This is a genomic window from Selenomonadales bacterium 4137-cl (genome assembly GCA_032334055.1).
GTDB classification, from domain to species: Bacteria; Bacillota; Negativicutes; order Sporomusales; family UBA7701; genus Anaeroselena; species Anaeroselena agilis.
This window is the reverse complement of sequence record JAUOZS010000001.1, coordinates 887433-907901: the sequence shown is the minus strand read 5'-3', so window position 1 is coordinate 907901 and position 20469 is coordinate 887433. Positions and strand designations below refer to the sequence as shown.

Below are 20469 nucleotides of genomic sequence, written 5' to 3'. Positions count from 1 at the left end.
AAACCCCCTCTTATTTTTTGATTCCAAGCCGCTAGTCCATCATCAGTCCGCCGTCGACATCCATAATCTCGCCGGTGATAAACGCCGCGTAATCGGAGGCCAGGTAGCAAGCCGCCGCCGCAACGTCTTCGGGTTTTCCCGCCCTACCCAGCGGCACCATCTGCAAAACGGCGTCCCGCTGCTTAAGCGTAAGCGAACTGGTCATTTCGGTATCTGTATAGCCGGGCGTAATTGCGTTGACATTGATGTTGTAGGGACCACCTTCCCTGGCAATGCCCTTGGTAAAGGCAATTACTCCTCCTTTGGACGCGGCGTAGCACGAATTCCCCAGTATCCCGCCGCCTCTCTTGCCGGCAATCGAGGCGATATTGATAATCCTGCCGCCGTTTTGCCTTTGCATAACCGGAAATACGGCCTTACAGCAACTGAACACGCCCCTAAGGTTGACCGCCATTACTTTATCCCACGCTTCGGCGCTGATCTTCAAAAACGGTCCTGTCTGGATAATCCCGGCATTATTAACCAAAATGTCAATCCGGGAAAAATGGAGCATGCACTCCGCCACCATTTCCAGTACCTGTTCTTCGTTGGTAACATCCACCTTGACGGCTATAGCCTCGGCACCGGTATCGGTAATCTCTCGCGCAACCGCGGCGGCGTTGTCGGAATTTAGATCACACACCGCTACGCGGGCGCCTTGCCGGGCAAATTGCAGTGCTATCGCCCTGCCGATTCCTTGCCCCGCGCCTGTAATCACCGCCACTTTATCCTTCAGCAACTTCATCCCTCCAACTGTGTTACGATTGCGGTTCCGTTCCGCGCTATTATAACGCAACTATTGTGCCAACGGCCTAAATGCCAACGAGCCCTGACTTATCAAGGTATTTTCACTCCAACTAAAAAGAGGGCCAATGCAAAAATGCATCAAAGGCCCTCGCAACAAGTCTTTATCTTTCTAATATTCAGTTAATTTATCGGCATGATACATAATTGCATCGCGATTCATTATTGCATCTTAATTAAGGCCCAGCCTGTTTATTTTCCTTACCACTGTCGGCTGGCTAATTCCAAGTTCCCTGGCAATTTTGTAAGTGCTGTACCCCTTGTCCAAAAGCCGCCTAAACAGATTACGCTCCACATCATTCAGGATTTCACCCAGTCTTTTACCTTCCGAAAAGTGGTTTTTCGCTCGCGGTGCGAACTTCTCCTCAGGTAGCATATCCAACGTAAGTTGACCGGTTGGCGCCAACACCACCAATTGTTCAAGAAGGTTTTCCATCTCGCGGACATTACCTGGCCAGTCATATTCTTCAAAAGCGGCAATAACTTGCGTTGACAATGTTTTATTCGTGTTGTATTTTGCGTTGAATTTCGTTAAAAAATGCCTGGCCAACGGGAAAATATCACTGCGTCTGTCGGAGAGAGGCGGTACCGGCAGCGGCACAACATTTAACCTGTAAAACAAGTCCTTGCGAAACTGTCCCTTACCGATCATGTCCGCCAGGTCCCGGTTGGTCGCAGTAATTACTCTGGACTTCATTTCGATCGGCTTAACTCCGCCGACTTTGGTGAACTTCATATCCTGCAATACTCCAAGTAATTTAGCCTGCAACGCCAAGGGTATCTCGCCGATTTCATCCAGAAAAACCGTCCCCTGGGTCGCAACCTCAAAAAGCCCCGGTTTTCCGGTACTGGCCGCGCTGGTAAAAGCGCCCTTTTCATAACCGAAGAGTTCGCTTTCCAACAAGGTTTCCGGTATTGCGCCGCAGTTAATCTTTACAAACGGACCGTCTTTATACTCGCTGTTATTATGAATAATGCGGGCCAGCACTTCCTTGCCGACCCCGGAATCGCCCGTGATCAAAACGGTGGCATTGGTATGAGCCACTTTTACGGCTGTAGATAAAATAGACTTCATTTTGGGACTTTCGAAAATAAACCCGTCCACTTCAGATTGCTGCCCGCGCAGATGCAGTATTTCCGAATAGTATCTTTCCGCCAGCTCTTTGGCTTCCTCCATCTGCGATTTCAGGCTGATTAGTTCGGTAATATCGCGAACGTTGGCAACGATCCTGATTAATTCGCCGTTTTCGTCAAACACCGGCGACCCGGTGATAAGCACTTTCTTCCCGCTTGACAGCGTCGGCATAGTGGTCGCGACGGAGCGAGTCTCCAAAACTTTCAGTCCGACCGTTTCCGAAAAATATTTTCTTTTTACAATCTCTCTCATATGCAGGCCCATCATTTCAGCCGCATCCAGGCCCGTGATCCGACAATACGATTCGTTGTATTTTATAGCGATGCCGCTTCCGTCAATGACAAATATACCGTCATAACTGGATTTGATAATCATATCCAGTTCGCGGCATGAATTGCGCGCCTCTTTCAACTCAGCTTCCAGTGACCGGATGTCGGTCATTTCCCGCAGCACCACAATAGCTCCAAGTGATTCCCCGGCTGTTTCAAGGGCTGCAACGGTTACTGTATATTCTTTTCCCATAATGACAGCGGTATTACGCAGGCCACTTTCCAGCCCGCCAGACAACAGTTTTCTCATTTCAGGGGTGGCCGCGGCCGGCGGATAACCGTTGAAAAGCTTATAGGCGGCTGTATTGGCGAAGGAAATATCTCTCCGGGTGTTCACAAATAGAACCGGGTCCGTCAGCGCGTCGATAATGCTGGCTATTATATCGCTTTTTTCACTCATCTAAGCACCCCCTGCCAGTGGCGTCAGTCACCTGTAAAAATTATACTTTAGCAGGAGATTTTCTTCAACGTCAAGCCGTTAACGCTTTCCGCCGCAATCACAGAATGTTACAAATTTATCATTGTCTTGCATCAAAGTAAGTTAATAACGTAACAATTGAACTATTAGTAAGTTATTAACGTAACAATTACTAAGTTATTAATTTAACTTTATGTTTTTTATTGATTTTATTAAGAAGCGCTGTTATAATTTAAGCAAGAAGTGAAAGGAGGGTGTTTTTGATGTACGACTGCAACGCCTTCTGCCTCGGACCCGGCTGCGAAAATTGGACCGCCTGTGAGAAGTGGCATGAAGAAAACACCGCTTCAGCGCAATCGCCGCAGGAGAATTGAACTCTTTGAAATAGCATCATAAACCCCGCCGTGCTAACGGCGGGGTTTATCTTTTCCCTCCCTACTCCGGGAGGCAGGCGCTGCACAGTACACGATAGCCGCAGCGGAGACACCAGGAGGTGTCGGCAGGGTAGTCTTCCTCACGTTCGCCGCCGCTGATGTGGCGGCACGCCACCGCCAGTGCGGCAGCAGCCGCTGCCCGCGACGCCTCGTCCACCGGCACCGCCACGGTTACGCCGGGCCGCAGGAAATGGAGCCTGGCGTTTCGCACGGTCCCCTGCCCGGCGGCTTCGGCCGCCATGGCGTAGAGCGCGAGCTGGGGGGCGTATTCTTCGGCTTTATCGTGCGCCTCACGGGCGGTGACTCTGTCGGTTTTGTAATCGACGATGCCGAAACTGCCGTCCCGGTAATCGAGCAAGCAGTCGACGCGGCCCGTGAAGGGGTAGGATTCGCGCCCGTCGTGGTCGGGGAGCCGAAAGGCGAACTGCCACTCCCGCCGCACGGAGCATGCGGCTATTTCCCGGAAAAGGTCGCTGGCGGTGTAGCGAGCCAGCAACGGCCGAACTTCGGCCATCGCCGCCTGGCGCCAACGGATTGGCGCCTTTTCCGCCGCCGCTCTGGCCAGCCATTCGTCGGCCGGCAGGCGCGGATCAGCCAGCTCCAGGGAGCGGTGAAGGACATCGCCGATGATGCGCCCCGGCGGCCTGGCGGGATCGGCTCTGAACGGCGCTTCGACCGCCGGTTCCGGCAGGGCGGCGATGAAGCCGTAAAAGAAGGAGCGGGGGCATTGCCGGAATTTGCCGATGGCGCTGACGGTGAAAACGGGTTCGGGACGGACGGGCGGCAGGGCGGCGATGCGCCCGGCAAGCTCCTCGATCCAGCCTGCGGCTACGCTTGCTTCTGTGTCTCCGCCTGTGACGGGGCAGAGCGGCGGCGACAGCGTTTGGCCAACGCTGACGAGGATGGGGGCCTTGTCGACCGCCAGTCGCCCGGGGAGGGCAGCCAGATTGTCGAAGCTATAGACCTTGCCGAGCCATCCCAGCCACGTGCCGAGCGCGGTGAAGTCCTTGCCGACGGTCACCTTGCCGCCGGCGGCCGACAGGACAAGGTAATCCTTGGCGCGGGTGAAAGCCACGTAAAGCACCCGTTTGAGCTCAAGCAGGGATAGTTTCTTCTCGCAAGAGGCGACCTCAGCATAAACGGAGGCGGCGACGAGTTCGCCGCCGTCGCCCGGGACCTTCAGGCCCAGTCCCTTCTCCGCGCTGAAAATGAGGGGGCCGGTCTCGTCGCGGAAACGGCGCTGGAGATCGGGGATGAAGACGACGGGGTACTCTAATCCTTTGGCCTTGTGAATGGTCATCAGTTTAACGGTATCGCCGCCTTCGCTCTCGACCTGGGCTTCGCTTTCGTGGACCTCGCCGGCGACCAGCTTGGCGACGTAGCGCAGGAATTCGCCGAGCGTGGCGGCCCCTTTGCTCTCGAAGGCGTCGGCCACCGCCGCGAGCTTGAGAAGGTTGGCGTATTTCTGCTGGCCCATGAATTGGGTTAGCACGAAATTCAGGTAGCCGGTCTGATCCAACGCGAGGCGGATGAGCCGGGAAACCCCCACCGCCCCTCGCAGGTCGCGGAGACCGGCGATAACCCGCCAGGCGCGCGCGGCGGCCTGGCGCTGCTCTTCCGGCAACCCGGCAATGTCGGCGTGGCGCTCAAGCCCCTGCCATAAGCTCCCGCCACCCTTCTTCAGCGCCAGCAGGGCGTCGTCTGAGAGCAGGAAGAGGGGTGATCTCAGCACCCCGGCGAGCGCCGTTTCGTTGCCGCGGTTGTCGATCACCTGCAGGAGGTTGAGGATGTCGATGATTTCCTGACGGTGATAGAAGCCCCGGCCGCCGACGACGTAATACGGGATGCCGGCGGTCTGCAGCGCGGCGGCGTAGGTGTCAAGATCGGTGACGGTGCGGAAGAGGACGGCAATATCGCCGTAGCTCACCGGCCGCGGTACGGCGTCCCTGTCGACGAGCGGCTCGCAGCCGGCCACCATCGCGCCGATCCGCCGCGCCACGGCTGCAGCCTCTTCTTTCCGCGGGTCCCCGGTTTCGCCGTCAGCGGCGACGACAATAAACTCGGCCGCGCCTCCCACCGACCGGCATTCGCTGCGAAACGCCCCCAGCGGCTGGAAGGGGACGGCATCCTCGGCCGTACCCATGACGGCGGCAAAGCACTCGTTGAAGAGGGTCAGCAGGCTGTCCATGGAGCGGAAGTTGACGTCGAGGTCGAGGATTTCGCCGCCGCGGGCCGCAATGTCGTCGCGAACACGGGCGAAGACGGCCACGTCGGCGCCGCGGAAACGGTAAATGGACTGCTTGGGGTCGCCGACGACGAACAGTTTGCGGCCCTGCAGTTTTTCGGCATCGCCGCCGGCCACGAGGTAGACGATCTGGCGCTGCAGGTCGTTGGTGTCCTGGAATTCGTCCACCATGATGTAGCGGATGCGGCTTAGGTACCTCTGTCTGACTCCGGGACATCCCTTAAGGAGGTCGGCGGTGCGGGTTTCCAGGTCGGTGAAGGTGAGTACCCGCTGCTCTCGCTTGTGCGCGGCCAGGACTGCGTCAAGCTCGGTGAGCAGGCGGCAGAGATCGGGGATGAGGCTGAGGGCGGCCCGGTCGCAGGGGACCTGACGGAGACGCCCGAGCGTCTCCCTGATGGCGGCGACGATGTCCCGGTCGCCGGAGCGGCGGTCGAGACAATCGAGGTAATCGCGCAGCACGGTAGCGGCGTCGGCGCTCCCGTCGGCGGCGGCGATGGCGGCCGCAACCTTTTGCCAGTCGCGGGCGAGCCTGTCGACGCGGGCGAATTGGGCGCCTGTCTTCTTGAGGTTGTCTTTATAGGCGATGAGCTCGCCGCACAGCCCCGCAAGGTCTTCTTTGAGAGCGGCGGCGGCGTCGACCGCCTGTCGATAGGGAGCGGCCAGCCGTTCGGATAGTTCGTCGCCGAGCAGGCCGGCGGCGGCAATTTTATCATAGAGGTCGGGCACGACGGCGGTCAGGAGCGCCTTGTCGTAGGTGAGGAGGAGGTTGTCGAGCCAGGGAGCGCCCTCGGCCAGCGCGGCGGTGAATACTTCGGCCAGCGCCTTTTCGGTCAGGAGGGCTGTTTCCGCTTCGTCAAGCACTGCAAAGTTGGGGTCGAGCGCCGCTTCGACGGGGTTTTCGCGCAGCACGCGGGCGCAGAAGCTGTGAAAGGTACCGATGGGGGCATACTCCAGTTCGCCGAGCACCGCGCGCCACCGGCGGCCTTCCTCGCCGTCGGCGGCCGCAGCCAGCTCCGACGCCCGTTTGCGAATCCGTTCCTTCATTTCCTTGGCCGCCTTGTTGGTAAAGGTGATGGCCAGGATTCCGTCGCATGCGGCCTGGTCGCGGGCGAGGATGTTGAGGTAGCGTTCGACAAGAACGCGGGTCTTGCCGGCCCCGGCGCCCGCCGAAACGGCTACGTTGGCATCCAAGGCCTGGATGGCGGCTTGCTGGGCGGAGGTGAATTCAGCCATTGGTCTCACCTCCCGCCGGACGTCCGTCTTCAGGCCGGTAACGGCACATGGAGCGGGCGACGCAATAGGGCGGGCAATCCAACGCCGGCCGCACCGGGAATTCCCCTCTGCGGATGCCGGCGCAGTATTCCCCGGCCAGACGCCGCAATTCCGCCTGCAGGGCATCCCAGTCGGCGGCAGCGAGGTTGCCGGCGTCTTTGGCGGCGCGGTGACCGATATCGCCCGCGAGTTCGGCCCGCCACATGCCGCCTTCCTTCCTGGCATTCTCCACCGAGTAGTAACCCCCGCCGGCCACTTCGCCGCCGGCCGGGCACAGGAACCGCTCGGCCGCCATGATGTAGAGGGCGGCCTGCAGGTCGGTGCCGGCCGCCAGGTCGCGGAAGCGGGGTGTGGATTTGCGTTTATAGTCCGTGACCGCCAGTTTGTCGCCAGCCGCGTCGATACGGTCGATTTTGCCGACGATCCTCAATTGCCGGTCGCCGACGACAATCTCCAGCGGCTCGGACACCGAGGCAGCGTCCATCCCTTCCGCCAACGGCAGGCCAAAACCCCATTCGAGGAAGGCGGGGGTAAAAGCGAGGCCGTCGCCGTTCTGCTCGGCGATTTCAAAGTCCAGCCAGCGGCGGAGCGTCGCTTCGAGACGGCGTCGCCGGTAATCCCAGGCCTTGGTGTTAAAGGATTTGTCGCCCTCCGCGAGACGGCGGCAGACGTCATCCAGGGCGACGGCCAGTTCTTCGCGGTAATCTTCGCTTTTGGCGGCGTCGAGGGTTTCGCCGCGATGGGCGCGGAGGAAGGCCGCCAGCACTTCGTGATAGATGTTGCCGATAACGTCGTAGCCGGCCTCCTCCTCCTTTTCCTCCCACTCCCTGAGCTTCAGGCTGCGGGTGGCGAAGTAGCGGAACGGGCACTGGGCGTATTCCTCGAGGGCGGTGATGCTGAACACGGACGGCCCGTGTCCCCCGCCATCATTGCCGACAAAGCCGCCGTAAGGATCACAGCCGCGGCCGCGGTCCTTCTCGACCGCCACCCGCCGGACGAAGTCGTCGTCGGTGAGGGTGGCGAGAACGTAAGCGGCGGCGGCGCACGCTTCGGGCCCGGCGTAGTCTCCGGTGTCGAGGAGGGCCTTGCCGGCCAGTTCGCGGGCCGAGAAAACCCCGTCATAAGCGGCGGGAAAGAACTCGACGGCACTGTACTTTTCGGCGATGACCGTTGCCGGCGCGAACAGGCGCACAACCTCGGCCACATAAGGGGAGAGCAGCGTCTCGGCGTCCTCGCGGCCGCTGAGGGTTAGCGTTTCACCGGCGAGAGCGACGGCGATGGCGAAATAGAAATCCTCCTCCGCCCGCCGGAACGACGCGGTGGTCAGGGTCAGCCCGAGGGCGGCCATTTCGGCCCGTTCGCGGTCGTCGTACAGCCAGTTTTCGCGTTCCCGCAAGGGGAATTCGCCGTCGGTCAGGCCGAGGATGAATACGGCCCGGAAAGTGACGCCCCGCACTCCGGCCGGGCTTACCACCTGCACCGCCTGGTCGTTGTGGCCCTCAAGCCTGATCGACTGTCCCGCGAGCGCCTGACGGAAGAACCGCAGAAATTCGGCGGCCGGAAGCAGTTTGTCGGCCTGTCCGGCGAATGCGAAGCCTTCCGTTACGGCGTCAAGGGTTTCGCCGCATTTTTGCCATGCCAGCAGACCGGCCTGAAGCACGGGCAGGGGCAGACGGCCGGTCTTGTAGGCTTCCCCCAGAGTCGTCGGGATGCGGAGGGTGTCGAGGACGGTTTTCAGCGCGGCCGCGAACGCCGCGCACGTCCCCTGCCGGGGCAGGCTCGTTACCAGGCGGCCGAGAGTGTCGAAGCTCTTACGTGATTCATTTAGGTTTTCAGGTGAGTTTTCGCCTTTGAAGACGCCGAACCAGTCCCGCCAGGAACGGATGACCTTGCTCAGCGCGGCCTGCTCGACGGCGTCGGCGTCGATGCCGAGAGCGTCGGCGACCAGCGGCGACTTGATCAGGTTGAGGACGGTGGCGCGGGCGCCACCGTCGGTTTTGGCGGTTAGGGCGTTCACCAGCAGGCGGGCCGGCGGCTGGTCGACCAACCGTTCCTCGCGGGCCAGGCTGACCGGCAGGCCGAAATCGCCGCATATGTCTTGAAAATCGGCCCACGCGGAGGTGTCGCGGACGACGACGGCGATCTCCGCCGGACGGCAATCGCCGGACAGCAGCAGTTTTTTGATACGGGCGGCGGTCACCGCCATCTCCTTCGTCCGGGTAGGGCTGCTGACGACGGCGAGGCCGGGAGCCGCATCGATTGTCGCCGGTTTGGCCGCGAACAGGTTGCGGCGGATGTGGGCGTGTTCGACAGCCGTCCGCCGCCTGGCAGCGACGTGGACGGGCGCGAACCCCATCCCGACGAGGTCGGTGTAGGTCTGTTCGACGGCGGCGAACACTTCCGGCCGGTTAGGCTCGTAAACGATGCCGATGTCTACCGCCGCCACCCGCTTAAGCTCTTTGACCAGAGCGAGCTGCAGCGGAGTTAGGATATAGAATTCGCTTATAAATACCTTCCGGTACGGTAGAGTCACCCCTTCTGCCAGGGCCTGTATCGCCAGGAAGTACATTTCTTCGAGGTCGGCCAGTTTACGCGTCGCCAGCACGCCCTGGTACGCCGCATAGATGGCGTGGACCTCGGCGTCCTTGGCCTGGCTGCCGCTGGCGCCCACGGGGAATTCTTCGGGCGGGGCGGCCGTGCGCTTGATCTCGGCCAGGAGGCTGGTGACCGTGCTGATATAGCCGGGGAAGGTGGAAATGGCGCTGAAATAGGGCAGCGCCTGCCTTTTGTTCAGGCTGTCGAGGATATCGGCCACAACGATTTCCTGGGTCATCCTGTCCATCAGGCGGTGAGGGTACCCGGCAAGGGCGGCGATTTCGCCGACAAGATCGTCGAAGGCCAGCAGGCCGGGCTGCTCATAGCTGACCGGGCCGCGGACCCGCAGTTCGCGGCGGACGGCGCCGAGCAGGTGAGCGCTGGGCAGGAGAAAAGCATGCTCATGGCCGCGCCCCTGTTCAACGGCCCCGGCCAGTTCGGCGACGAACTCGTCCCGCATCGTTTCGCCCAGCGGGGTGCAGTAGAGTGTGTGCATGACGGCCCTCCCGAAGTAGTTGTCATATATATTGGCGCAGGCGCCGCCATAGTCCTGCAAAAGAAAACCCCGCGCCCGAAGACGCGGGATTGTTGTCGCCACCTCAGATTTCCTTCATCATGGCGATTTCGTCGCAGTTGGGGAATTTGGGGCAGTTTATGCACTCTTTCCATACTTTGTGGGGGAGTTTGTCCTTGTTGGCCTCGTTAAAGCCCTGCTTGGCAAAGAATTCCGGCTGATAAGTCAGTGCGAACAGCGTTTTGACGCCCAGTTCGACGGCTTCTTCCGTCAGCTTGGCGACCAGAACGCGGCCGACGCCTTTCCGGACCGTTTCCGGAGCAACCGCCAGGGCCCTGATTTCGGCGAGTTCGTCCCAGACAAGATGGAGCGCGCCGACGCCGAGAATCCGGCCGTCCTCCTCGGCGACAATCATGTCCCGCAGTGTCTCGTAGAGCACGTTGCGCGACCGGGCGAGCATCAGGCCCTTCTCCGCGTAATCGTTGACCAGTTTATGTATAGCCTCGACATCTTTAAAGGTTGGCTTACGATAAAGCATCTTTGTGAACATCCCCTCTCTTTCGTATAATCATACCAATTTACTTATAAATATTCAACACTTTTTTGTTATAAATATAGATTATGGCGTTATAATTTATTCTTGTGGGCCATGGTGCGGAATTTAATATTCTGCGTACCGGTATTATGTTACAATTTAGACAAAGTGTTTTAATATTATGTCATTTTGAAAGAAGGTGTCGTTTTTTGGATGCGCAAATTCGCCTGGCTACTGTTGGTAGCTCGCAGGTTGTCGCCGATGAACTGCTCGACGCCGCCCGCCACCTGCTTGGGAAAGAGGTCGGCGGCCGATCCTACGCAATCGGTGACGTTGGCGACCACTCTGTCGCTGACCTTTTTATCTGCCTGCCCACCCGGGTGGAGGAAGCGGCCAAAAAAATCCCCCGCGACAAGCTGGTTGCCCTTGAGCTTATCCCCAATGCTTTTTTTTATGTCAAGGTGGCGATGCTGCCCCCCGGAAGCCGGGTTGCCGTCTTCAACAACAACACTGCCCAGGCCGAGATGATCGCCAGGTATTGCCAGGAGCACGGCATTACTCATGTCGAGTACTATTACATCCAATACAGCGAGCTTTCCCATGAGGAGATCTGTGCCAAACTGGGAACGGCGCGTTATATCATCGGCGCGGAGCGTATCGTCGGCGCCGGCGGCGTTCTGCCGACGAAATACGGCGCTTATCTAAGGCCCGACGCGATCGTGATCGGCGCCACCCGCATCGCCACTACCGATTCAGTTTGCACGCTGATGCGCTGGATAACCCTTTTCAATCACAAACGCGTGGCGAACGAGGTCGCCTCCCTGACCGGCCATCTCAACGGCAAACTGCAGGAACTCGCAGCCGCTTCGACCGAGGTGTCGCGCTCGATTACCGCTAATTCGGCCACGATCAACGATGTGGACGCGCGAATGAACCTTGAACTGGCCAAAGTCGACGAGACTAGCCGCCAGTCAGAGACGCTGGTGACAGCCACCCGCAATATCGGCGGGATCGCGGAGACAATCAAGAATGTCGCCGACCAGACCAACCTGCTGGCGCTCAACGCCGCTATCGAGGCGGCGAGGGTCGGCGAGCACGGCCGCGGCTTCGCGGTCGTCGCCCAGGAGGTGCGCAAGCTGGCCGAGGAAACACGCGGCTCGACGGACACCATCCGCAAGTCGGTAAACGAGGTGCAGACGATGGTCGGCCAAATTACGCCCGCACTTGGCTCACTGTCCTCGGAGATGAGCGCCAATCAGCGGCAGATAGCCAAGATCGCCGAAGCCGCCGCCACGGAAAGCCGGTCGGTCGCCGACATTGTACAGGCGCTGTCGGGCATCCGCGAGATCAGCGATAAACTGCAGTCAACGGTACTGAAGCTGACGGAAAGCTAATGTCCGGGAATACGCAAGCCACCGCCAACCAGGCGGTGGCTTGTTGCCGTCTTATTTGAAGGCACTGGGACAAAGCTCTTTCAGCGGGCATCCCTCACAATCGGGACGCCGGGCCTTGCAGATTTTGCGCCCGTGCCAGATGAGCCAGTGATGGGCGTCGCTCCAGTCGTGGCGCGGCACAACTTTCATCAGCCCCTCTTCGACCTGCTCGGGCGTCTTGCCTGTTGCCAGGCCGAGCCGCCTTGCGACCCGGAAGACGTGGGTATCGACGGCGATGGCGGGCACGGCGAACAGTTGGCTGAGGAGGACGTTGGCGGTCTTGCGTCCCACCCCGGGAAGTCGCGTCAGATCATCGAAGTTTCCCGGCACTTCGCCCCCGTAGTCTTCGAGCAGCATGGCGCAGGCGGCGATCAGGTTGCGGGCCTTGGCGCGGTAGAGGCCGCAGTCGCGGATGAGCTCCGCCAGGCCTTCCTCACCGAGGCCAAGCATTTTTGCCGGTGTGTCGTAGGCCGGGAACAGGCGGCTGGTGATGATGTTGACCCGCGTGTCGGTGCATTGGGCGGAGAGGACGACGGCGACGAGCAGTTCGAAGGGCGAGCCGTATTCGAGGGCGGTTGTGGCGCCGCCGTATGTTGCCGCGAGGGCGGCGAGGATGTTATCGCGGGTCGCTTTATTGATGCGCAAGTTCAGTGGCCTCCAGGGTGTATTGCTTTATAAAGGCGTTTTATTTCTTCGTACTGGTCGGGGGTGTCGACATCGAAGAACATCGCCTCATCGACGACCGGCACGGCGGTTAGCTGATCCGGGTTGGCGGCGATGACCGTCCTGGCGCCAGCGTCGCCAGCAAGGGCCGTTAACGGCTGCAGCCAGCGGCCCAGGTCGAATAGCACCGGGTTGCCGCGTCTACCGCCGGCGACCGGAGCGACGATGGATCCGCCGCCGGCACGCCAGGCCGCCGCCAGCGAATCGATCAATTCCGGGGTGACGAGCGGCTGGTCGGCGAGCAGGAAGATAACCGCCCGCGCACTTGGGCTCACGGCGTTCAGTCCTGCCTTAAGCGAACTCGCCTGACCTTCGCGCCAGGATTGGTTGGGAATCACTTTGGCAGGCAGACAGGCGACGGCGGCCTTAACGGCGGTCTGCTCCGCTCCGGTGACAACGAGCACTTCGCCGGCGACCGACCGGCAGGCGGCAGCGGCGACATGCCAAACCAACGGCCGGCCGGCGAGCGGCAGAAGTTGCTTGGGGCGGCCCATCCGCCGGGAACCGCCGGCGGCAAGGACTACCGCGGCAATCATGCTTTGCCGAAGTGGCAGTGGGGATAGGTGCACTGAGGGCAAGACAGGCATAAGCCGCCGTACCCGAGGGCGGCGATGTCGCCTTTCCGCAGCCGCTCGCCAGCCAGCACGCGCGGTAATATCATGTCAAACGCGGTGGTTTTGGAGTACATGCCGCAGGCCGGCATACCCATTACGGCGACATCGCCCAGGTAGGCGAGCATAAACATCGCGCCGGGGAGGACCGGGCTGCCGTAGCTGACCACTTCGGCCCCGGTGGCGCGGATGGCGTCAGGGGTTACGTCGTCGGGATCGACCGACATGCCGCCGGAAGCGACGATTACGTCAGCCCCCTGGTCTTTATAGGCAAGGATCGCTTCTTTGATGAGTTCAGGGTCATCCGGCCGGAAGGTGGTACCGATCAGGGTGGCGCCGTACTGAGCCGCCTTGGCTGCGAAAACCGGGCCGAAACGGTCTTCGATGCGGCCGTGGAAGACCTCGTTGCCGGTGATGACGGCCGCTACCTTTAGGTTGCGCATCGGCATCACGGAGATTACGCTTTTCGACACGGCAAGTTTCTCCACCGCCTCCACGGTGGCCATCTCCACTACCAGCGGCACGACCTTGACCGAGGCCAGCAGGGCGCCGGCTTTCACGGGGAGGTTGCCCTGGAGGGTGGAAAGCACGGCGTGTTCTACGCCGTTTATGGCTGTCACCAACTCGCGGTCGACCTTCAGGAGCCCATCAGCGGCCGCTTTGAGGTTGACCTTGCCTTCGGACGGCTCGGCAAGGGTAATCCCGGGGCCAGCCACCGCCCGGGCGATGCGGGTGACGGCCTCGTTTTCGTGCACCTGCCCGGCGGTAAGTTCAATTAAGTAGATATGCTCTTTGCCGATATTTTTCAGATGGGGAATGTCCTCGTCCCGGATGATGTGGCCTTTCTTGAAGGCCGGGCCTTTGTATTCGCCAGGCACGATTTTGGTGATGTCATGGCCCAAGACCATTCCGACCGCTTCTTCAACCCGTACTTTTTTTATCGCCATAGTCTCCACTCCCTGCGAACGTAGTAAGAAAGGCCATTTTCAAAAGAAAACGGCCTTAGCTTGTCCCATGATTAAATTATAGGCTACCGCCCGGGGAAAGTAAAGGCGGCTAATTGGTCATGCTGCGCACGGGCGCGGGAATGCGGCCGCCGCGGGCGATGAAAGCGTCGGCTTTGAAGCGGTTGACAGGGATTATCGGGCTATGGCCGAGGAGACCGCCGAATTCGACCCGGTCGCCGACCTTCTTGCCCGGCACGGGGATGATGCGCACCGCCGTGGTTTTGTTGTTGATCATGCCGATGGCCGCCTCGTCGGCGATGACGGCGGCGATCGTGGCCGCCGAGGTATCCCCCGGCACGGCGATCATATCCAGGCCGACCGAGCAGACACAGGTCATTGCCTCGAGCTTTTCCAGGGATAGGCTGCCGCGCTCGACGGCGGCGATCATGCCGGCGTCCTCGCTGACGGGGATGAAGGCGCCGCTCAGGCCGCCCACGTAGGAGGAGGCCATGATGCCGCCTTTCTTGACGGCATCGTTGAGAAGCGCCAAGGCCGCGGTGGTGCCGGGTGCGCCGCAGCTCTCCAGGCCCATTTCTTCAAGGATGTGGGCTACGCTGTCGCCGACCGCCGGCGTGGGCGCTAGCGACAGATCGATAATGCCGAAGGGCACGCCGAGGCGGCGCGATGCCTCCTGGGCCACAAGCTGGCCGACACGGGTGATTTTGAACGCGGTGCGCTTGATCGTCTCGGCGACCGCGCCGAAGTCCTTGCCACGCGCTTCTTCCAACGCCCGTTTGACGACGCCGGGACCGCTTACCCCGACGTTTACGGCCGTCTCAGCCTCGCCCACGCCATGGAAGGCGCCGGCCATGAAGGGGTTGTCCTCCGGGACATTGGCGAATACCACGAGTTTGGCGCAACCGAGCGCGTCGCGATCGCGGGTCAGTTCGGCCGTCTGTTTGATGATCTGGCCCATTTCCCGCACACAGTCCATGTTGATGCCGGCTTTGGTGGACGCGAGATTGACCGAGGAGCATACCCGCTCGGTAGTGGCCAGCGCGGCGGGGATGGAGCGGATGAGGATGCGGTCTCCCTCGGTGTAGCCTTTCTCCACGAGAGCCGAAAAGCCGCCGATGAAGTTGACGCCGACCGCCTTGGCGGCGGCATCCATGGCCTCAGCCACCGGCAGATAGCTGTCGGTGCGGCAGCTCTCGGCGGCGATGGCGATCGGTGTGACCGAGATGCGTTTGTTGATGATGGGGATGCCGTACTCGGCTTCGATGTCTTCGCCGGTCTGCACCAGCCGCTCGGCAGTCTTGGTGATTTTGTCGTAAATATTGGCGCAGAAAACCTTGATGTCGGGATGGCTGCAGCCGCGCAGGCTGATCCCGAGGGTGATCGTGCGCACGTCGAGCTTATTTTCCTCGATCATCCGGTTGGTTTCGAGGATATCCTGGACCGATAGCATAGCCCGCCTCCTTCAACATGAGCAGAAATATTACCACAGACTTGAGGCTGTTCACAAACGAGCAGCCGGCTTTATATGCGGTGCATCGCTTTGAAGATATCCTCGTGCTGCACCTTGATCTCGAGGCCCATGGCTTGTCCTTTGTCCTTGAAAAGCTGCTGCAGGTCTTTGAGGCTTATCGTCGCCCCGCTCATGTCGGCGATCATGACCATGTTGAAAAAGCCGTTGACGATATTCTGGTTGATGTCGAGGATGTTTACGCTGTTGGCCGCCAGCGTCGTGCTGGCCATGGCGACGATGCCGACCCTGTCCTGGCCGATGATGGTGATGACGACTTTCATAAAACCACGCTCCACCCGTTCAAATAATAGTCCGCCAGGCAAAAACTTTTGTCTGGCGGTTATGGTATTGACTAATATTATACCTTTTTTCAGTCAAAAACCAAAGAGCTTGGCCGATATTTCTATTTTCTGATAAAGGAAAATTCCTGCCTCCTGATGCTGCCGACGACGACGCCTCCGACGGCGGGATGGCGGGCCGCGAGTACGGTGGCCGCCAAATCTTCCGCGGTACGCATCGCCGCTCCCTCGGCTTTGTTTATGAGGGGGACGACGCGCGCTTCAGGCGGACAGTTGTGAAGATAGCCTTTGGGGTGAAGGAGGAGTTTAGCGACCGTGTCCGCCGTTATGATTTCCCCCTCGGCCGCGCCGGTGAGCTCTGCTGCCCGTGCCGGCCGATGGACGCAGCAGGCGGCAAGCGGTTGGCCGACCGCCTCGGCGCCGATGACCGGAATGAGGAGACGGGTGGCCGCCGGCACCACAGGGTCGTGAGGAAGATGGCCTTTAAGCGGCAGACCGGCTGAGCCGTCCCCTTCGACTATAAAACGTATGGCGGGGCATTCCCCGGCCAGCGTATCGAGCCATTCCGGCGCGAGGCCGGCCAGTTTGCGCTGCGCACCGTCCACCAGCCCGCGGGCCACGGTCACCATTGCGGGGCAGGAGCGCAATTCCCCGACCGCCCGGCGGAATTCGGCCAGGCTGCCTACCAGTACCGTCCGGTGGCCCGCTCCCTCCTGCATGAACAGTTTGGCGGTGGTGGCGGCGAAGGCAACGGTTCCGGCGGCCTTGAGTCCGGCCACCAGGTAATACATGAGGCTGGTCTTGCCGCCGCCGCCGATGAGGGTCACCAGTCCGGAAGCCGGCAGCCCGGCGAGAAGTTCGCGCCAGACCGGGTGCAGCACCTCGTTATTCTTCGTCATAGGCGACGATGCGGCAGATCGACGATTCGCCGCCTTCGAACCGCCAGGGGTAACAGCCGATTATCAGGCGCTTGCCAAGCACCTTCTCGATTTCGCCGCCGACATTCTCGACATGGATGATGTCGTGGGGGAAGAGGTCGATATGCATGAGCTGGTAGTGGTCGGGGGGAAAGATGTCGTCGATGCCCTTGCCGTACTTCGCCCGGAAATACTGTTCGCACTCGGCCGCCTGCCGCGGGCACCATTCGCGGATTTTGGTGTTAATGGGATGGTCGGCCGAGCCGGCGTCTACTCCCAGCCATTTGAATTTCATTTTTAGGCACCACTCCGCGAACTCACGGGTCGGGCCGGGGTGCTTGACCATGTAGCGGACCTCGTCGGCGGCCGGCTGATCCCAGGAATATTTGTGATAGCCGGTGTAGATGAGGAGGATGTCGCCTTCGCGCACGTCGGCCCGCTCCATGATGTCCTTGGAGGTGTAGATGCCGTAGTCCTCGGCGATGTCGCTCACATCGACGACGACGCCGGGACCGATAAGGTCGGTCAGGGGGATGGCGGCGATGTCGCGACCGTGGGTGCAGAAGTGGAGCGAGCCGTCCAGGTGGGTGCCGACATGGTTGGAGGTGGTTATGACCTGACCGTTGGCGCCGTTGGAGGTGAGGCGCTTGAAGAATTTGATCTGCAGCGGCTCGTAGGTCGGCCACGGCGGCGTCAGATGGCTCAGTTTCTGCGTAAGATCGTACATTTTCACTTTGTCCCAGTTTTTGACCATAAAGCTTCCCTCTCTTTTCCGTGATTTATCCTGGGGATTACATATCGACCCGTTTGGCAAGCGCCAGCAGCGCCTTATCGAAGCATTCGCGCGGCGGCCGGACGATTCCTGCCCCCACCTGGCCGATGCCCGGCTCGCGGTGGGCCATGCCGGTGTTGATGACCGGCAGCAGCCCGGTGGCGGCCACCCGTCGCAGGTCGATGGCGGTGGGCGTGCCGCGGAAGTTGAGGTTGGGGATGGTGTAGCTGGGGTTTTCGGCCAGGGTTATTTCGTACATTTTAGTCGTGTATTCAAGCGCGTCGCCGACGGTGCCGCCCACGAACTGGACGATGGCCGGCGCCCCGCCCATGGCGAAGCCGCCGATGCCGTAGGTCTCTGTTATGGCGCTGTCGCCGATATCGGGGTTGGCGTCGGCCGCGGTGAAGCCGGGGAAGAGCAGCCCCTGCACTTGCTGGGCGGGGCCGGTGAACCAGGCGTTGCCGGGGCAGCCGCTCACTCTTATGCCAAACTCCACGCCGTTGCGGCACATGGTGGTGACGACGCTGGCGCCTTCGATGCCGTGGGCGGCGTCCAGGGCCGCCTTGGCCGCCGGCATGGAAAGGTTGAGGAAGAAATGGTCGTTGGAGTGCATGAACGCCAGCACTCTGGCCATGACTTCCGGCGCCGCGCCGGTTTGGGCGAGGGCGGGAGCGATGGCGCGGATGAAGAGGCTGGTGCCAGCTTTGTTGCGGTTGTGGCATTCGTCGCCCATGTGGAGCGCCTGGGCGATCATCGTCCTCAGGTCGATGCCGCCGGTACGGGCAAGGGCTGCTTTGAGGGCGGGGGCGAGCTCATCGCGCATCCAGCGCAGCCGGTCGATAACTTCGGCGCTGAAGGCGCCGTAGCGCAACACCTTGCCAAGGCCTTCGTTGAGGGTGCAGAAGGAGCGATTGCCAGCGGTTTTGTTCTCCACCACCCACACCGGCATCGAGGCGGAGACTATGCCCGCCATCGGCCCGACTGCGCCGTACTCGTGACAGGGGGCGAAGGTTATCCTGCCTGAGGCGGCCAGGCGCCCTGCCTCTTGTTCGTCGGCAGCCAGCCCTTCGTAGATGAGGGCGCCGATGACCGCGCCGCGCATCGGCCCAGCCATCGCCTCCCAGGCCACCGGCGGGCCGGCGTGGAGAATGGTGGTGGGCGTCATGCCGGGAATGGCTTCCAAGGCGGTGAGGGCTACGTCAGTCAGCACCGGCCGCGCGTCCAAAATGGCGGCCACTGCAACGGCATTGGCCTCGTCGGTCGCCGCGCGGTCCCGCAGGACGTCAAGGGCGGCGATGAGTTCCGGGCGACCGCCGGCCGGCGGCCGCCAGTCGAGTTGGACGACCGAAACGTTCTGGGCGGCGAGGTCGTCTTTAAATACCGGCGCCCCGATGTTTATGACGGAAAGTTTCTTACCGAATAAATCGTTTATCGGTGCCATTGTCACACCTCCCTGGTCACGACGGCGGCCGCCAGCCAAGCGGCGCGCACGTTGCTTTTCGCCAGTGTCGCCCCGGCCGCGGCCAGTTTGCCCTCCTGGCCGGCCTTACCCTGGGGGTCGGCATCCGTCCCGCAGACATAGGCGATGATTTCGATGTGGCGTCCGGCGGCGCGGGCGATTTCGCGGGCCTCGGCGATGGCCGGGGCGGTTACGCCCGCGGGATCGGGATGAGCCCCATAGCCCAGGACGATGTCGAGGAGGATGACGGCCACGGCCGGGTCACGGGCGGCATCGAGGAGGTGGGGCAGCCGCAGCGACGGCTCAAGCATCGGGTGAGGCTTACCTCTGGTGTAGGCGTCGTCCCCAAGGTCGATGAAGATATTCCCTTCGCCCGGCGCCGTCCTGGCCGCTTCCTGGCAGAGAGTGCCGCCGCAAAAAAGACCGCGTACGGTTTTTTGTCCGGGAGCCAGTTTGGCCCGCGCCACCGCTGCCATCGTCGCCAGTTTTTCGTGCCGGCAGGCCGGAGATGCGGGCTGTTCCCCTTTAGCCAGCGCCACCGCCGCCCCAGCCGCTTCCTCCAGGGTGGCGGCGAAGTATGCCTTTTCTGCCCTGACCGCGCTCGCGCCACCGAGAAAGCAGACGACCACGGGCTTGGGACAGGTTTTTACGGCCGCAACGATCTTGTCGGCCACCGCCGTCGCCGGCGGCTTGGAGATGAGCACAATAACGGCGGTATCTGCGTCTTTGCTTAGTGCCTCCAGACAATCGAGCATCATAACTCCGCCCACCGCTTCGCCGAGATCGCGCCCGCCGGTGCCGAGCACCTGCGATATGCCGCCCCCCAGGCGGTCGATGTGTACGGTCACTTCCTGGGTACCCGTCCCCGATGCGCCGACAATGCCGATGTTGCCCCGCCGCACGGCGTTGGCGAAACAGAGAGCGACGCCGTTCACGATGGCGGTGCCGCAATCCGGTCCCATCACCAGCAGGCCCTTTTCGTGGGCCGTTGTTTTCAATTCGATCTCGTCGGCCAGTGAGACGTTGTCGCTGAACAGCATGACGTTGAGGCCGTGGCGGAGGGCGTCTCTGGCTTCACGGGCCGCGTACTCGCCCGGCACGGAGATAATTGCGAGGTTGGCGTCTGGCAGATGACGCACCGCGGTGTTCAGGGAAACGAAGCCGGCGGCCGTTTTTTTGTCCCCGGACTGTCTGGCCGCAGCCCCGGCAAAGAGTGCCACGGCCGCTTCACAGGCCGCATCGCTGTCGGCCCTGATAGCGACAACCAGATCGTCGGCACCGCAAGCGTCCGCCTCTGCCGTCAGCAGACCGACCCCGGCCAACAGATCTTTGTTCATCGGGGTGGCCATCACGGCCACCGCTTCGGCGACGCCGGGCAGGGCGGCCATCTTCTGGGTCAGCGCCATCAGCGTGACCGAGTCGTAATAGGTGTTCTTTCTTACCTCGACGTGTACAGTCAT

General features: G+C 61.2%; 15 protein-coding genes. 1 reads left to right on the top strand and 14 read right to left on the bottom strand.

Annotated elements, in window-relative coordinates:
- Positions 1-31 precede the first annotated feature (31 nt).
- The 5 genes from Q4T40_04660 to Q4T40_04640 form a co-directional block, all read right to left on the bottom strand.
- Positions 32-778 carry a glucose 1-dehydrogenase gene (locus tag Q4T40_04660; protein MDT8900529.1) on the bottom strand — a complete coding sequence of 249 codons (747 nt, stop codon included), beginning with the start codon at positions 776-778 and terminating at the stop codon, positions 32-34.
- A gap of 237 nt (positions 779-1015) precedes the next feature.
- Positions 1016-2707 carry a sigma 54-interacting transcriptional regulator gene (locus Q4T40_04655; protein MDT8900528.1) on the bottom strand — a complete coding sequence of 564 codons (1692 nt, stop codon included), beginning with the start codon at positions 2705-2707 and terminating at the stop codon, positions 1016-1018.
- 453 nt (positions 2708-3160) lie between these two features.
- Positions 3161-6637 (bottom strand): UvrD-helicase domain-containing protein, encoded by a 3477-nt coding sequence (locus tag Q4T40_04650; GenBank protein ID MDT8900527.1) that lies wholly within the window; start codon positions 6635-6637, stop codon positions 3161-3163.
- Positions 6630-9767 carry a PD-(D/E)XK nuclease family protein gene (locus Q4T40_04645; GenBank protein ID MDT8900526.1) on the bottom strand — a complete coding sequence of 1046 codons (3138 nt, stop codon included), beginning with the start codon at positions 9765-9767 and terminating at the stop codon, positions 6630-6632. Before Q4T40_04645 ends, Q4T40_04650 begins: the two co-directional genes overlap by 8 nt.
- Positions 9768-9870: 103 nt before the next feature.
- On the bottom strand, positions 9871-10323 hold the full coding sequence (locus Q4T40_04640) for an N-acetyltransferase (GenBank protein ID MDT8900525.1): 453 nt from the start codon (positions 10321-10323) through the stop codon (positions 9871-9873).
- A gap of 206 nt (positions 10324-10529) precedes the next feature.
- Here Q4T40_04640 and Q4T40_04635 point away from each other — a divergent pair, with 206 nt between their 5' ends.
- On the top strand, positions 10530-11714 hold the full coding sequence (locus Q4T40_04635; GenBank protein MDT8900524.1) for a methyl-accepting chemotaxis protein: 1185 nt from the start codon (positions 10530-10532) through the stop codon (positions 11712-11714).
- A 51-nt stretch (positions 11715-11765) separates the two neighbouring features.
- On the opposite strand, the gene nth is transcribed toward Q4T40_04635, so the two are convergent.
- The 9 genes from nth to Q4T40_04590 all read right to left on the bottom strand — a co-directional run bounded on the left by nth (position 11766) and on the right by Q4T40_04590 (position 20469).
- Positions 11766-12398 (bottom strand): endonuclease III, encoded by a 633-nt coding sequence (gene nth, locus Q4T40_04630; GenBank protein MDT8900523.1) that lies wholly within the window; start codon positions 12396-12398, stop codon positions 11766-11768.
- Between the two features lie 2 nt (positions 12399-12400).
- Positions 12401-13012: a nucleotidyltransferase family protein gene (locus Q4T40_04625; GenBank protein MDT8900522.1), complete on the bottom strand. Its 612-nt coding sequence runs from the start codon at positions 13010-13012 to the stop codon at positions 12401-12403.
- Positions 13009-14034 carry a molybdopterin-binding protein gene (locus Q4T40_04620; GenBank protein ID MDT8900521.1) on the bottom strand — a complete coding sequence of 342 codons (1026 nt, stop codon included), beginning with the start codon at positions 14032-14034 and terminating at the stop codon, positions 13009-13011. Before Q4T40_04620 ends, Q4T40_04625 begins: the two co-directional genes overlap by 4 nt.
- Positions 14035-14143: 109 nt before the next feature.
- Entirely contained in the window at positions 14144-15502 is a 1359-nt protein-coding gene (locus tag Q4T40_04615; GenBank protein ID MDT8900520.1) for a PFL family protein, read from the bottom strand.
- 71 nt (positions 15503-15573) lie between these two features.
- A complete protein-coding gene (locus tag Q4T40_04610) occupies positions 15574-15843 on the bottom strand; it encodes an ACT domain-containing protein (protein MDT8900519.1) in 270 nt (89 codons plus the stop codon).
- Positions 15844-15965: 122 nt separating this feature from the next.
- Positions 15966-16760 carry a selenium cofactor biosynthesis protein YqeC gene (yqeC, locus tag Q4T40_04605; protein MDT8900518.1) on the bottom strand — a complete coding sequence of 265 codons (795 nt, stop codon included), beginning with the start codon at positions 16758-16760 and terminating at the stop codon, positions 15966-15968.
- On the bottom strand, positions 16747-17532 hold the full coding sequence (locus Q4T40_04600) for a cyclase family protein (GenBank protein ID MDT8900517.1): 786 nt from the start codon (positions 17530-17532) through the stop codon (positions 16747-16749). Before Q4T40_04600 ends, yqeC begins: the two co-directional genes overlap by 14 nt.
- Positions 17533-17569: 37 nt before the next feature.
- Positions 17570-18991 (bottom strand): DUF1116 domain-containing protein, encoded by a 1422-nt coding sequence (locus Q4T40_04595; protein MDT8900516.1) that lies wholly within the window; start codon positions 18989-18991, stop codon positions 17570-17572.
- Positions 18992-18993: 2 nt separating this feature from the next.
- Entirely contained in the window at positions 18994-20469 is a 1476-nt protein-coding gene (locus Q4T40_04590; protein MDT8900515.1) for an FdrA family protein, read from the bottom strand.